Here is a 13,393-nt window from a genome sequence, read left to right on the forward strand (position 1 = left end):
GCGATGCCGCCTTTCGTCCAATGATTTCCGCTTTACCGGAATCTCGCGGTGTCAGGAAATCGACATCGTCGATATCGGTTTCGCGGCCATGGGTGTTGACCTTCGCTTCCGCGCGGTCTACCTTTCCCGGAAATCGTCAAACCCGATCGGAGGCATTCCGGGATCATGGTTACCATGTCTTTCCTGCGGACCTGTGGCAAGGTTTTGCCGAAAAGGTGCCGGCTGGTCACGTCGCTCGGCGCGACCGTGGCACTCCTGCTGACTCTGGGCCTGGCCGGCAGCGCGCAGGCCGCATCTGGGCGAACATTTGTCAATCTCGCGACGGGTTTCTGTCTGGACAGCAACAGCAAGGGTGAGGTCTACACCCTCGGGTGCAACGGCGGGCCCTACCAGGGCTGGTCGCTCGGTTCCACCGCGTTCAACGGGGTGGTCACCCTGCGGGACCAGGCCACCGGTCGCTGTCTCGACAGCAACGCCGACCGGAAGGTCTACACGCTGGGCTGCAACGACGGCAGCTACCAGAAATGGACGGTGAACAACGGCGGCTTCGGAACCCGCACGTTCCGCAACCTCGCCACGGGGTTCTGCCTGGATTCCAACGGCGGCCGGAAGGTCTACACGCTGGGCTGCAACGACGGCAGCTACCAGAAATGGCGGTGACCAGCCCTCGGTGGAGGCGCTGACCGAAGAAATCGCGGGACCACCGGTGCGGCACACGCGGGTGTGCCGCACCACCGCGGTGATCCCGCGGGCATCAACGCGGAACGAGGAGATCCAGGACGTCGATCACCGGACCGCTTTCCCGCCCGTACAACCCGACCGATTGCGATCATCGCGCCGTTCCCCGCGCAGGATGGGCGCGGTGGCGCGCCCGACATCCATCCCCCATGATGTAACCGACGGCGATCGAACCCATCCCATGGGTGACATCGTCGTGACGAAGTGGCCACCGTCCCGTGTCCAGCGGCGTCCCCACGAGTCGCGACCCAACGACGGGAAGCAGAACATGATTCTCAAGCGGACGTTCCTGCCGATCCTCGCCCTGGCCCTCGCCGCGGCCTTCGCGTTCCTGCCCGCGGCCGCGGCCCAGGCACGGCCGCCCAGGGGCGGCGGGGCCCACCGGCACGGTGCCGTCGGCGTGTCCCACCGGACGTACCGGTCCGCCACGGTCTATCGGTCCGGCACGGTGTACCAGTCGGGCGCGGCCTCTGGGACGACCCCGGCCTCTGGGACGACCCCGGACTCTGGGACGACCCCGGACTCTGGGACGGCCCCGGACTCTGGGACCGCGCCGAGCCCCGGGCCCACGGTGATCTACCGCTCTGGGACGGTCTACCGCTCCGGGGCCGTCCATCGGTCCGGGCCGGTCCACCGCTCTGGCGTCGGGCGGCGCTAAGAGCGGTGCCGGCTGGGGAGGTTGCGACAGCCTCAGGTCGCCGGTGTCGTGAGGGGAAAGACGATGCTCGTCGTGGCCCCGAGGGTCGGGAGCATCGCGCGGACCAGGGCGAGCTTCTGACCCAGCGCGACGAGTTGTAGCAGTTCCGTGAGGCTGGCCGGCTCGGGACCGGTGGACGGCCCGCGCCGCAGGTGCACGTTCTCGTCGCGAAGGTCGCCGGTGCGAAGGCTGGCCCGCGCGGCCAGCGGGTGCGCGGCGGGCAGCACCGCCATCAGCGGTGCGGTCAGCAGCGGCTCGGTGTTGAGGCACCCGCCTTCATCGCCAGGACCAGGTGCGGGTCCTGCGCGCTCGCCCGCCGGGTGCGCCGCCTGAGCAGGACGACGCCCAGGCGGCGTTCAAGCTTCTGGACGGTCCGCGACAACGCCGGCTGGGCGATGCCGCGGCCCGGCCGAAGTGCAGCTCGTCGGCCATCGCCAGGAACTGCGCCAGCTCCCGGGGCTCCAGCGGACGATCCATGCCGCCAGGTTATCGATCAGGACCCAGCCGGCCTTGGACGCACCGCGCCGATGGTCGTAATCTGGGCGGCCAGCCCTCCTTCCCGGCAGCGGCAGCCAGAGAGGTGCGCTTGCGACATGGATCCGATCGACCCGACGGCGGACCCGCGCGACGTCCTGGAGCAGTACCGCCGGGCGGCGGTCAGCCAGGCCGCCGACGCCGTGTGGCGTCTCTACGCCCCCGACGCGGTCCACGAGTTCCCGTTCACCCCGCCCGGCATGGCGTCCCGGCTCACCGGCCGCGACGAGATCGTGGGCTGGATAACCGCGGGCTGGCGGGCCCTCCCGCTGCGCTACGAGCGGTACCGCACCCTCGCCACCCACGACACCGGCGACCCGCGGACAATCATTGTCGAGCAGGAGGCGATCGGGAGGAACACCTCCACCGGACGCGAGTTCACCCTGCCCAACATCGTCGTGTTCACCGTCCGCGACGGCCAGATCATCCACCTGCGCGACTACGTCAACGTCCTGGCGGCGGCGGACGCCGCCGGGCTCGCTGTCGACGCCCTGGGCTGACCGGGCGCCGGGGCCGCAGCGCAGGGCCGACCGCTGCCGGGCTATCCCCGCTCGGTGGGGCGCAGGGCCGACAGTGTCTCGACCTGGTCCTCCAGCTGCCGCAGCCGGTCCTCGGGCGACATCGCGAGGATCGCCTCGACCTGGACCCGCAGACCCGGATCCGATGTCCACGGTCGCCCCACAAGGGCACGCGCACGCACCATCGCCTCCGCCGCCCGGGCCCGGTAGTACGCCGCGCGCTCCTCAGCCGCCTGCGGCACCTCCCCGACCGGCAGGGGAGGCGGGCTGAAGGCGAGGCCATCGACCTGAGTCTGCACGCTCCCAAGCATGCCAGCGCCCTCCGACAGACCGCGGGCACCCGTAACGCGTGGCCCCGCGGTGTTCGGCACGGCGCCGACCCGGCCGGCAGATGGAACAGGCCGTGGGCGCCGCTGACTGTTCGGCTGCCGCTCAGGCCCCTGGGGCTGGTCCGGTTGTCGCGGCCTGGGTGTGGTCCCAGACGTCGGCGGCGATGGTGGCCCACAGGTGTTCGGGGAAACGGTTGGGGCTGCGGCAAGCGGCCGGCTGTCGGCCCTCGGCCCTCGGCGGTCGGCGGGTAGCAGGCCGAGGGCCGCGGCGCGGTCGGCGTCGGTGGACTGGGCGTAGATCCGGGTGGTCTCGAGCGGCTGTGTCCCATGAGGTCGGCCTGGTCGGGCATCACCGGTGCGGCCCGTGCGGATGGGCTACGGTCGGGATCGTGCATTCTCTGGATCCGCAGGCGGCGCGGGCGGCGTTGCTGACCGAGACCGATCTGCTGGCCGATCTCTATCGCGACTGCGATCCCACCACGCCCGTCCCGACCTGCCCGGGCTGGACCCTGGCCACTCTGGTCGCCCACGTCGGCGGCGGGCATCGCTGGACCGCGACGATTGTGACGCGCCGCAGCACCGAGAACGTCGCCTTCGCCGAGGTCCCGGACGTGCGGCGGCCACGCGATCAGCAGGCCGCGGTCGCGTGGCTGCGCGACAGCGCCCGGCAGATCATCACCGCGGTCGACGCGACCGGTCCCGATGTGCCGGTGTGGACCCCGTTCGGAGGGCTGCGACCGGCGCGGTGGTGGATCCGGCGACGGCTGCACGAGGACACCGGGCACCGCGCCGACGCCCTGCTGGCGCTCGGCCGCGAGGTGGTCATGGCCCCCGCGATCGCCGCCGACGGCCTGTCCGAACTGCTGGACCTGATCGCCGTCGGACCACCATGGTTCGCGGTACCGCTGGAGGACGGGACCACCCTGACGTTGACCGCGACCGACAGCGCGACGAGCTGGTCCGTCGCTCGCAGCGCCGACACCGTCGCGTGGACCGGGGTGCCCGCGGCGGCCACGGTGACCGTCTCCGGCGCCGCGGTCGATCTGTATCTGCTGGCGCTGCGCCGGATCTCCGCCGACAATGCCCGGCTGGCGATCTCCGGCGATCCGAAGGCACTCGACACCTGGCTGGACCGCACCGCCTTCTGACCCACCGAGGGGCGGCGGTCAGCTGGCCGTCGCGTGCAGCACCTCTCAGCGCGCCGTCGCACCGGGGCGCGGCCGACTGGCTCCCGCCGGGCGCACCGGGACCATTCCAGATGGCGACGCCGAACCCCTCCGTCCGCGGCCCGGGGTCGGTGTTGGAAGGTGCCGGTGAGCCGGCCGCGAGCGAGGACGGAAAGGATGACGGCATGGCGGCGCAACAGGGCTGGGACATCGTTACCGGTCCCGGCATCACGGCCCTCGGCATAGCCGCGTCTCGAAGCGTGGAGTCGTCGATGCCCGACGCGCTCATCAACGACCCGTTCGGTGCCGAGTTCCTGAACGCGGTGGACTCGCCGGTCCCGTTCCTGCTGCGCTGGCCGGCCGAGGGCGAGGCGGTGAGCGACCGGCACAAGCTGTCCCTGCACACCTCTCGATTCATCGGCGTGCGTACACGGTTCTATGACGACGTCATCCAGGACGCGGTTCGCGACGGCGTCGGCCAGGTCGTGCTGCTCGCCGCGGGACTGGACACCCGGGCGTTCCGGCTGCCCTGGCCGCCTGGCCTCACCCTTTACGAACTGGACCAGCCGCAGGTGCTTGCGTTCAAGAACGACGTGCTGCGCGGCGGACAGGCGCAGCCTGGCTGTCGGCGTGTCACGGTCGGCGCCGACCTGCGCGTGGACTGGGTGGGCGCGCTCACCGCGGCAGGGTTTCATCCGGCTGTGCCGACCGTATGGATCGTGGAGGGCCTGCTCGGCTACCTTCCCGCCGCCGTCGAGGACCATCTGCTGCGGCAGATCCACCGGCTGTCCTGCGTGGGCAGCCGCCTGGCTCTGGACCGTTTCGCCGATCTGGACCGTCTGGCACGCGATGCCGCGACGTTGGAACAGCTCAGCCGCCGGTCCGGCATCGAGGCACGGTCGCTGTTCAACACCGAGCCTCGCGCGGACCCAGCCCAGTGGCTACCCCCGAACGGCTGGACCGTCCACGAGGACGACGACACCGACGTCGCCCGCCGGTACGGCCGCGATCTGACCGACCCGTTCACGGGGGCGCCCACCCGGCCCTGGTTCGACACGCGCTTTCTCACCGCGGATCTCCGCCGCATCTGACCTGCCCGGACCGAGGTTCAGCGCCGGCCTCACAACCCGTCAGGTCCGTGGTGGTCAGCGCGGGGCGGCGCAGTGCCGCCCCGCGGGGCCGTGCCGGCGTCGGCGGTGACCGGTTCGCCGTGGCCGAAGCAGGCCAGGCTGGGGTGGAGATCCGCATATCGCGGCCTGCTTGTTCATCCGGCCGGCGCGCTGCACGAGGAGGTCATCCGCCCATTGCACACAATCGCGCGGAAAGGAGAATAAGAACTTCCTTCCACTTCTAATCTATAGCACACCTGGGGGCTTGCGGCAAGACCCAGGTTGTGCTGCAGAATTCCCGGCCGAGGCCAGAAACCACGGAAAAAGGGGAGCCAGGGAATGCCAGTGTCGCGAAAGACGACCGAGTCGCGCGGGGACGCCACGAAAGACCGCGCGGAGGGCGGTCAGTGACGCACACCGACGCCGCCACCGACGCCGACGTCATCGTCGTCGGTGGCGGACCGACGGGCCTGATGCTCGCCGGCGAGCTGCGCCTGCACGGCGTGCGTACGGTCGTGCTGGAGCGGCTGGCGGAACCGACCGGGCACGTCCGCGCGCTCGGCCTGCACGTACGCAGCATTGAGGTGATGGATCAGCGTGGCCTGCTGGAGCAGTTCCTTTCGCTCGGCCGGCAGGTCGCCGTCGGCGGTTTCTTCGCCGGCCTGGCCACCTCGTGGCCCGCCCGGCTCGACACCGCCCATTCCTATGTCCTCGCCATCCCCCAGCCTGTCACCGAACGTCTGCTGGCCGAGCATGCCACCGGGCTCGGCGCGCGGATCCGCCGCGGCTGCGCCCTGGTCGGGCTGACCCAGGATGACCAGGGCGTCACCGCCGACCTGGCCGACGGCACCCGGCTGCGGGCGCGTTACCTCGTCGGCTGCGACGGCGGGCGCAGCACGGTGCGCCGGCTGCTCGGCGTCGCCTTCCCCGGCGAGCCCACCAGGGTCGAGACGCTGCTCGGGGAGATGGAGGTCGCCGTGGCGGCGCAGACGCTGACCGACGTGGTCGCCGACGTTCGCCGGACCCACAAGCGGTTCGGCGCCGCCCCGCTCGGAGACGGGCTGTATCGGATCATCGTGCCCGCCGGCGGGGTGGCCGAGGACCGCACGGTCGCGCCGAGCCTCGAGGAGTTCGCCCAGCGGCTGCGGGTGTTCGCCGGCACCGACTTCGGCGTGCACTCCCCGCGCTGGCTGTCCCGCTTCGGCGACGCCACCCGGCTCGCCGAGCGTTACCGCACCGGCCGGGTGCTATTGGCCGGCGACGCGGCGCACATCCACCCGCCGACCGGCGGGCAGGGGCTCAACCTCGGTCTCCAGGACGCGTTCAACCTCGGCTGGAAACTCGCCGCCGATGTCCACGGCTGGGCCCCGTGCGGGCTGCTGGACAGCTATCACACCGAGCGGCATCCGGTCGCCGCCGACGTGCTGGACAACACCCGCGCGCAGATGCAGCTGCTGTCCCCCGAGCCCGGCCCCCAGGCGGTCCGCCGGCTGCTGGCCGAACTGGTGAGCTTCGACGAGGTGAACCACCACCTGATCGAGAAGATCACCGCGATCGGGATCCGCTACGACCTCGGCCAGCAGGCCGGTGACGTCGGCCGGAGGCCCGACAACCTCGGTGACGAAGGCGACAAGGCCGGCGACGGGGAGGACCGGGCAGGCGCGGGCCATCGTCTGCTCGGGCGGCGGATGCGGGACATCGGGCTCACCCGGGGCCGCCTCTACGCGTTGATGCACGCCGGCCGTGGCCTGCTGCTCGACCAGACCGGCCGGCTCTCGGTCGCCGGCTGGGCGGACCGCGTCGACCACGTCGTCGACGTCAGCGAGGAACTCGACGTCCCCGCGGCGCTGCTACGCCCGGACGGTCACGTGGCCTGGATCGGCGATGACCAGCAGGATCTGCTCGGCGCGCTGCCCACCTGGTTCGGCGCCCCCGCCGGCCCGGCGCTCCCCGCGGGCTCGCCGCGGCCCGCCGCACCATCGGCTCAGCGCCTTGCCTAGCCCCGGGCCGCGGCGGCGGGGGGCGTTCCTTTTCCTTTAACGACACGACCGCAGGCGCTCTGCGCCGGTCCGCCGGGACTGGCACCGTCGCCGGTACGAGCGCGACCTGGGCCGCGTCGCGGTCGACGTCGACGTCGACGTCGACTCGCTCGCGTTCACGCTGATCGGGGAGGGCACCTGCTGTTCGCGGGCCGCCGCGACATCCCACCCGACGCCGGAGCTCTCGACAAGGTCGTCACCACGGCCATCGCCGACGTCCTGCAACGCACGATCCAGGCCGGCAGGCAGAGCGTGTCCAGGTGAGGATGTCCGGGTCACGGGGCACAATGGCCCCGACGCGATCGGCACTCCGAGTGAAGGTGACGACTGCATGAGTGAACGGCAGCGCGGTGTCGTGAAATGGTTCAACGACGAGAAGGGGTACGGTTTCATCACTCCGGAGAACGGCGCCGACCTTTTCGTCCACTTCAGGGCGATCCAGGGCAACGGTTTCAAGTCCCTCAAGGAAGGCCAGGCCGTGACCTTCGTGGCGGTGCAGGGCCAGAAGGGCCTGCAGGCCGACGAGGTCCAGCCCGAATAGCCCCACACCACGACCGCCGCGACGCAGCGACCAGGCAGATCAGGGTGATCGGGCGGCTTCCACGTCCTGGCCCGGAACAAGTGTCGGTGCCAGGTGCTGGCAGGATGGCGTGGTGGCCGGTTCGTATTCCCGTGACGTCGGCCGGGTGTTCAACGAGGTGCCGGAACTCTACGACCGGTTTCGGCCGGGATACCCCGAGGAGTTGTTCGCGGACCTCGTCGCCATCACCGGCATGGACACGCAGTCGTCGGTGCTTGAGGTGGGCTGCGGAACCGGTCAGGCGACGCCGCGCTCGCGGCACTGGGAGGCTCGGTGACCGCCGTCGAGCAGGGCGCGGACGCCCGTTTCGGGCTGCTCGACTGAAGGATCTCAACCTGCCGCATCTGGACGAGAAGATGCCGCCGGCGATGGGCCAGTACCAGCATCCGCACACGAAGGCGTGGGCCGAGGCGGTGGCGGCGTTCGACGCGTACGTGTTCGTCACCGCACGGGGCATGGGCGCGGCGGTGGCTCGTAGTCCGTCGCGTGCCCGCCTCCTGTGGGGCTCCAGAAACCCGATCTGGGGCCACCGCAGGATCAGGGAGAGCTCGTCGGGCTGGGTTACTCGGTCGGGGTCGCCACCGTCTGGCGGATCCCGCACCGCGCCGGCGTCGCCCCCGCACCCTGATGCCGCAGCGGCAGCGCGGCGGAACTCGGCCGGTCATATCGAGGCGGCCGCTGGCCGGTATCAGACCTGCCTGAACGGGATCGCTCGCTTGCCCAGCGCTGCTGTCGATCCGCCGCAGGGACCGTAACGGTGCTGCTGCCCACCTTTCGCCGCGCCATCGTCAGCTTCCCCGTAGCGTCGACAGGGCCTCCGAACGAGGGACGATCTACTCGCGATGAAGGGCGCCAACGATGGCGGACGTATCGGTACGACTGCAGGCCGGGGCAGACACAGAAATCGTTTTGAACCTGTCTGTCCTCCAGGCGATCCGGCTGGTCGAGGCGCTCGCGAGCAGGATCGCGGCGGTGGTGGCCGAACCCGGGCGGGTAGCAGCCGGCTCACGCTGACGGCAGCCGCACCGGCCGCGGGCATCAGGTGCGGCACCGCTCTCCGGGCGGGCTGGGTGAGGCGTGTTGCAGCGGCCAGGCAACCCCGCCTTTCGACCTCCGATGCCTGGGTGGCCCCGCGCACGGCTATTCATCGAGGCCTCATAGCTACCCGGGCGCTGGCCGGTGTCGGGTGATGCTGGTCTGGCACGCTCGGCCTCCCTGACGCGGATGGCTGGCATCCTTGGCTGCGTGGAGACTCGGGCAGACGACCTCGCTCCCCGTGAACCGGCGGCATCGGTCAGGGCTGGCGATCAGCAGGTGGCCAGCGACCGCGCGGCCTACTACCGCGAACGCGCAGCCCAGGCGATGGTGCGCGCGCGTGCCCTGGTGGGGCGGCCGTGGACGTCGGATCCGGGTCTGCGGGTCCAGGTCGAGGCGATCCTCGCGATGTCGCCCGAGGACCGGCTGCGGCAGCTGGAGGACCAGGTCGAGACACTGTCGGCCCTGCGCCCCACCGGGCAGCGGTAGCCGACGGTGAGCAGATTCGAGCTGCGCGGCCTGCTACGGCGCCTGGCCGACCATCAGGTGACCTATGTGATCGTCGGTGGGGTCGGGGCCCGGCTCCAGGGCGCCCCGAACATCACCGACGATCTCGACATCGTCCCCGAGCCCACACCGGAGAACCTCGCCCGGCTCGCGGCCGTTCTCTCCGGCCCAGCCACGACGAAGAAGGCCGTCAACTCCACCGAGTACGTGGCGCACCCGGTCGTGGAACCAGCCGAGTTCTACACGGACTACATGGCCATGTACATAACGTCCGCCGGCGCGCTCGACGTCCTGATCGAACTGCCCGGGGTCGGCCCCTACGACGCGCTGCGCCGGCAGGCCCGCAGCTACGAGCTGCCCGACTACGGCCTGACCATCCACGTCGCCAGCCTGGAGCACATCATCCGCTCGAAGGAGACCGCGGGACGCAGCAAGGACTTTCTCGTCCTGCCCAGCCTCTACGAGGCAGCCACCCGGCTCGCCGAACAGGGCGACAGCTACGAGCTGGAAGCGGCCGCACTCAGCGTCGACGTCCCACTCATGGACCACGACGGTGACGCGCAGGACGCGCCTTAGGTACCGCCACGTGGTGGTGGCCGAGCTCGACAGTCAGCTACCGCTGCCCGCCGGACCCTGCACTAGTGGCCGCGTCGTCGTGGCACTGGGTCGATCCGTCGATCGGCTGGGGGCGGGCGCACGAGGTTCTTCGTCCCGGGGGCTTGATGGCGCTGCTGGGCAATGTCGTCGTCCGCAGGCCGGGTGAGCCGGAGGTGTACGCCGAGACCGCCGATCTGCACCAGCGGTTCGCCCCTGGCGATCCGGCCTGGGGCCATCCGCCGCTGGAGGTCGACGTGCGCAGCACGGACGAGGGGTGGGGGCTGGTCGAGGATCCCGGCAGCCTGTTCGGCCCCACGATCGTGCGCTGGTATCCGAGGTTCGACGGCGGCGGTTTCGCCGATCTGCTCCGCACGCACTCGATCTACCGCACACTCGACCACGACGTCCGTGAGCCCCTGCTCGACGCGATCGCCGAGCGCGTCCGCACCCGGATGGGTGACCGGGCGCCACGCCGCTACCTGAGCGTCCTGCGTATCGGGCAGCGCGCCGGATGAACCCGTGGACGCTGGTCGAGTCCACGGCGACGGAGTCGAGCGGATCAAGGTGCTACGGTGGGCGTTGTCGGAGGCGAACGAGGAGGCGAAGGCCATGGCTGCCACAGGCCGGCTTCTCGATGCCCTTTTCCGGGTTGCCGTCTGAGTCGGTTCTCCGCGCGCCGCGACCCGGATCACAATCATGATCTCCGGAGTCGCACATCATGGCCGGAGGTCGGCGACGGCCGTGCGGATCGCGCCGCGGCTGACTCCGTGGTCGCGGGCGAGGGCGGCGATGGAGCGGCCTTCCAGGTACGCGGTGCGCACGTCGCCGGTCTTCGTGGTCGCCACGGCCGGGCGGCGTCCGCCCTTGCTGCCCTTGGCCTCGGCGGCGCGCAGTCCGTCGTAGGTCAGCTCGCGCTGGAGGTCTCGCTGGAGGTCGCCGGCGGCGGCGAGGGTCCGCACCATGAACTTCACGGCGGAGAGCAGTTCGCCGGTGCGCGGGTGGCGGGCGGTGAGGTCCATCGCGGAGAACGCGCCGTCGTGGATGCGCAGTGCTCCCTGCTCGCGGTGCAGGACGTCGAGCACGTCGAGGATGTGCCCGGTCCCGCGTACGAGGCGGAACATCTCGGAGATGTGGACGGTGTCGCCCGGCCGCGCGTACGTGAGCAGCTCGCGGAACTTCGGTCGCTGGAGCGGGTGGAGGCGGCTGGAGGTGCCCGGGTCCTCCTCGAACAGAAGATCGTCGAGCTGGACGAGGTGGCCGTCGAGGGTGCGCAGGCGGGGGTTGGGCAGGACGACGCCGGCGCCGGGCAGCGGGCCGGCGATCCGCCCGGGCAGGCGGGGGCGCTGGTGGGTGAGGCCGCGACGCAACGCCTGGCGCAGGCCCGGGGTGCGGTCGAGGGTGACCAGCAGGGGGTGCGGGTGAGCCGGGAGAGGGGCGGGTTGGTCGTCTGCACGAGGCGGCCGATCCGCAGCGCTCCGGCGATCACCGTTTCGACGTGGCGGCGCCGTTCCCGCTGCTGCGTCTTCTCGTCGACGCCCACCGCACGGGGCAGCGCCATGGGCTCGTGGCGCGGCTCGATGACGGCGACCGACAGCCCGCGTGCGCCGGGCAGTGCTGCCAGCACCGCGCCGACCGGTCCGTAGCCCGCGATCAGCACGTGTCGGCCTTCGGACCGTCCTGCTCCGGTGACGGAAAGTAGAAGATCTTGCTGTTCTACGCAACGGCCGGCTCCGCTGCGTCGCAGATTTTTCTCGATCGGACGAGGCCTGCGGCAGGCGGCGGACAAGAAATTACATAATTCTTCAATTGACTACATAGTAGATTTCGAGCGTGGAACCTTGTGGCCTCGGCCGTCGCGCGTGGGGTGTCCGGAGGGGGTGGGTGGCAGTGCAGGTGCCGCTGTACCAGGCGAAGGCGGAGTTCTTTCGGATGTTGGGGCATCCGGTGCGGATCCGGGTGCTGGAGCTGCTGCAGGCCGGTCCCACGCCGGTACGGGACCTGTTGGCAGCGATCGAGATCGAACCCTCGAGCCTGTCGCAGCAGCTTGCGGTGTTGCGCCGGTCGGGGATCGTGACCGCCACCCGCGACGGTTCGACCGTGGTCTACGCGCTGGCCGGGGTCGACGTGGCCGAGTTGATGCAGGCCGCGCGGCGGATCCTCACCGGGATGCTCGCCGGTCAGGCCGGGCTGCTCGAGGAGCTCCGCGAGGCCGAGACGAGTGTGCGGTGACCGCGGGAGCCGCACCGCCCCGAGCGCCCCGAGCGTGGACGGTGCCGTTCGGGCCGGGCGTCCGGGCGTCCGGGCGATGACCACGAATCCGCCCGGGACGAAGCCCGCCTACAGCATGCGGATCCGCGTCCGGGGGCCGGCGGCGGCGACCGTCGCGGCGGTCGTGGCCGATGCTCCCGGCACGATCACGGTGCACTCCGACGAGTCGGATCCCGCCGGTGATCGTCGCATCACCCTGGACGCCGACGGCGGTCCCACGTTGCGCTGGCTCGTCGGTGCGCTGCGCCAGCGGCTGGGCGCGGACCTGCTGCTGGCCGAGGACCTGGTCTTCGCCGCCGCGTCCACCGGCAAACTCGTCCAGCGGGCCTGCGCGGCGACCACGACCAGCCACGACCTGGCGTTGTCCGATGCGGACGCCGACCGGCGCGTCATCGACTACCTGGCAGACCATCCCCGTCACGTCGACCGGTTCACCGGCCGTTCCCGCCGGGTGGCGCTGCTCACCGATGCCAGCGCGGTGCTGGACTTCGAGCCGCTCGCCCCCGAGGCGGCCCTGCCGGCGGTCGAGTCCCAGGCGCTGCACCTGCACCTGGCCACCGGCCTGGACGTCGTCCCGCTGCCGGTCGCCGCCCGCGACCCGGGCGACCTGGCGACCGCGATCGCCCTGCTCGCCCCGGGGTTCGCCGCCACCGTGCTGGTCCACACCCATCTGCACCGTGTCGACGCCGCCCGCGCCGCGCTCGGGTCCGAGTCCCACCTGCTGCTCGACACGGTCAACGACGGCCTCGCCGTCGCCGCCACCGCCGCGGTGCTGGGCTACCTGCGGGCGCGCGGCGTCACCCCGGGCCGCGCCCGCGTGGCCGTGGTGGATCCGGCCCGAGGGGGGGACCTGGCCGGCATGCTGGTCGCGGTCGGCGTCGGTGATCTCACGCTCTACGACCCGGTCGAGTACGGCATCCAAGCGTTGCACCGGCTCGCCGCCGACCTCGACCTGATCGTCGATCTGATCGGGCTGGCGGCGCCGCCGCCGGGCGTGTTCGTCCTGCGAGCCCGCCCGGAAACCCCTCCTCCGCTGGCCGCTGCCACCCGCGGGCCCCGTCCGCTGCACGCGTTGCCCGGGTTGCTGCGCGCGGCCGTCACCACCCGCCGGCCGATCACCAGCAAGGCTCGGGTCGCCGCCGTGCACGCCCTCGTCGCCGCGACACCCCCCGGCGCGCTGCTGCCTGCGCTCGACCACCCACGCCTCGCTCCCGCCGTCGCGGCGGCCGCCATCGAGGTCCTCGCCGCCGGCCGCTAGGCCCGTCTTTCGCACATG

At 71.4% G+C, this 13,393-nt stretch carries 18 protein-coding genes and 2 pseudogenes; 15 read left to right on the plus strand and 5 right to left on the minus strand.

Features of this window, described 5'->3' with window-relative positions; genetic code table 11:
• Positions 1 to 165 precede the first annotated feature (165 nt).
• Positions 166 to 660 (plus strand): RICIN domain-containing protein, encoded by a 495-nt coding sequence (locus MXD95_RS24095; RefSeq protein ID WP_250643008.1) that lies wholly within the window; start codon positions 166 to 168, stop codon positions 658 to 660.
• A gap of 259 nt (positions 661 to 919) precedes the next feature.
• Complete coding sequence (locus MXD95_RS24100; RefSeq protein WP_250643009.1) at positions 920 to 1,396, plus strand: hypothetical protein; 477 nt, start codon at positions 920 to 922, stop codon at positions 1,394 to 1,396.
• A 32-nt stretch (positions 1,397 to 1,428) separates the two neighbouring features.
• Here the strand turns inward: MXD95_RS24100 and MXD95_RS24105 are convergent, their stop codons facing one another.
• Entirely contained in the window at positions 1,429 to 1,668 is a 240-nt protein-coding gene (locus MXD95_RS24105; RefSeq protein WP_250643010.1) for a type 2 periplasmic-binding domain-containing protein, read from the minus strand.
• Between the two features lie 11 nt (positions 1,669 to 1,679).
• Positions 1,680 to 1,817, minus strand: a complete 138-nt coding sequence (locus MXD95_RS29745) for a hypothetical protein (RefSeq protein WP_250643011.1) — start codon at positions 1,815 to 1,817, stop codon at positions 1,680 to 1,682.
• Positions 1,818 to 2,028: 211 nt separating this feature from the next.
• Between MXD95_RS29745 and MXD95_RS24115 the strand changes: the two genes are divergently transcribed.
• Positions 2,029 to 2,469, plus strand: coding sequence for a nuclear transport factor 2 family protein (locus MXD95_RS24115; RefSeq protein ID WP_250643012.1), 441 nt, complete (start codon positions 2,029 to 2,031; stop codon positions 2,467 to 2,469).
• Positions 2,470 to 2,510: 41 nt separating this feature from the next.
• On the opposite strand, the gene MXD95_RS24120 is transcribed toward MXD95_RS24115, so the two are convergent.
• Complete coding sequence (locus tag MXD95_RS24120) at positions 2,511 to 2,798, minus strand: hypothetical protein (protein ID WP_250643013.1); 288 nt, start codon at positions 2,796 to 2,798, stop codon at positions 2,511 to 2,513.
• Between the two features lie 407 nt (positions 2,799 to 3,205).
• Here MXD95_RS24120 and MXD95_RS24125 point away from each other — a divergent pair, with 407 nt between their 5' ends.
• From MXD95_RS24125 to MXD95_RS24165, 10 genes and pseudogenes are all read left to right on the plus strand, one after another.
• Positions 3,206 to 3,964 carry a maleylpyruvate isomerase family mycothiol-dependent enzyme gene (locus MXD95_RS24125; RefSeq protein ID WP_250643014.1) on the plus strand — a complete coding sequence of 253 codons (759 nt, stop codon included), beginning with the start codon at positions 3,206 to 3,208 and terminating at the stop codon, positions 3,962 to 3,964.
• A gap of 203 nt (positions 3,965 to 4,167) precedes the next feature.
• Positions 4,168 to 5,073, plus strand: a complete 906-nt coding sequence (locus MXD95_RS24130) for an SAM-dependent methyltransferase (RefSeq protein ID WP_250643015.1) — start codon at positions 4,168 to 4,170, stop codon at positions 5,071 to 5,073.
• 425 nt (positions 5,074 to 5,498) lie between these two features.
• Complete coding sequence (locus MXD95_RS24135; protein WP_308301570.1) at positions 5,499 to 7,091, plus strand: FAD-dependent monooxygenase; 1,593 nt, start codon at positions 5,499 to 5,501, stop codon at positions 7,089 to 7,091.
• Positions 7,092 to 7,461: 370 nt separating this feature from the next.
• The gene (locus tag MXD95_RS24140; RefSeq protein ID WP_250643016.1) at positions 7,462 to 7,671 is read left to right on the plus strand and encodes a cold-shock protein; all 210 of its coding nucleotides are present in this window, start codon (positions 7,462 to 7,464) and stop codon (positions 7,669 to 7,671) included.
• A 112-nt stretch (positions 7,672 to 7,783) separates the two neighbouring features.
• Positions 7,784 to 7,987 (plus strand): class I SAM-dependent methyltransferase, encoded by a 204-nt coding sequence (locus MXD95_RS24145; RefSeq protein WP_250643017.1) that lies wholly within the window; start codon positions 7,784 to 7,786, stop codon positions 7,985 to 7,987.
• Between the two features lie 235 nt (positions 7,988 to 8,222).
• Positions 8,223 to 8,335 (plus strand): annotated as a pseudogene (locus tag MXD95_RS29040) (integrase); the annotation flags it as partial.
• A gap of 689 nt (positions 8,336 to 9,024) precedes the next feature.
• The gene (locus MXD95_RS24150) at positions 9,025 to 9,234 is read left to right on the plus strand and encodes a hypothetical protein (protein ID WP_250643018.1); all 210 of its coding nucleotides are present in this window, start codon (positions 9,025 to 9,027) and stop codon (positions 9,232 to 9,234) included.
• A 6-nt stretch (positions 9,235 to 9,240) separates the two neighbouring features.
• Positions 9,241 to 9,828 carry a hypothetical protein gene (locus tag MXD95_RS24155; protein WP_250643019.1) on the plus strand — a complete coding sequence of 196 codons (588 nt, stop codon included), beginning with the start codon at positions 9,241 to 9,243 and terminating at the stop codon, positions 9,826 to 9,828.
• A 146-nt stretch (positions 9,829 to 9,974) separates the two neighbouring features.
• On the plus strand, positions 9,975 to 10,364 hold the full coding sequence (locus MXD95_RS24160; protein ID WP_250643020.1) for a hypothetical protein: 390 nt from the start codon (positions 9,975 to 9,977) through the stop codon (positions 10,362 to 10,364).
• A 4-nt stretch (positions 10,365 to 10,368) separates the two neighbouring features.
• Positions 10,369 to 10,509, plus strand: a complete 141-nt coding sequence (locus tag MXD95_RS24165; RefSeq protein ID WP_250643021.1) for a hypothetical protein — start codon at positions 10,369 to 10,371, stop codon at positions 10,507 to 10,509.
• A 56-nt stretch (positions 10,510 to 10,565) separates the two neighbouring features.
• On the opposite strand, the gene MXD95_RS24170 is transcribed toward MXD95_RS24165, so the two are convergent.
• Both MXD95_RS24170 and MXD95_RS29405 read right to left on the minus strand, forming a co-directional pair.
• Complete coding sequence (locus MXD95_RS24170; protein ID WP_250643022.1) at positions 10,566 to 11,216, minus strand: recombinase family protein; 651 nt, start codon at positions 11,214 to 11,216, stop codon at positions 10,566 to 10,568.
• Between the two features lie 164 nt (positions 11,217 to 11,380).
• Positions 11,381 to 11,506: pseudogene (locus MXD95_RS29405) on the minus strand (hypothetical protein); the annotation flags it as partial.
• A 230-nt stretch (positions 11,507 to 11,736) separates the two neighbouring features.
• Between MXD95_RS29405 and MXD95_RS24175 the strand changes: the two are divergent.
• Entirely contained in the window at positions 11,737 to 12,078 is a 342-nt protein-coding gene (locus MXD95_RS24175) for an ArsR/SmtB family transcription factor (RefSeq protein ID WP_250643059.1), read from the plus strand.
• Positions 12,079 to 12,154: 76 nt separating this feature from the next.
• On the plus strand, positions 12,155 to 13,375 hold the full coding sequence (locus MXD95_RS24180) for a malic enzyme-like protein (RefSeq protein WP_250643023.1): 1,221 nt from the start codon (positions 12,155 to 12,157) through the stop codon (positions 13,373 to 13,375).
• The last annotated feature ends 18 nt before the right edge of the window (positions 13,376 to 13,393 follow it).

The organism is Frankia sp. AiPa1 (assembly GCF_023243075.1).
In the GTDB taxonomy this organism is placed as follows: Bacteria; Actinomycetota; Actinomycetes; order Frankiales; family Frankiaceae; genus Frankia.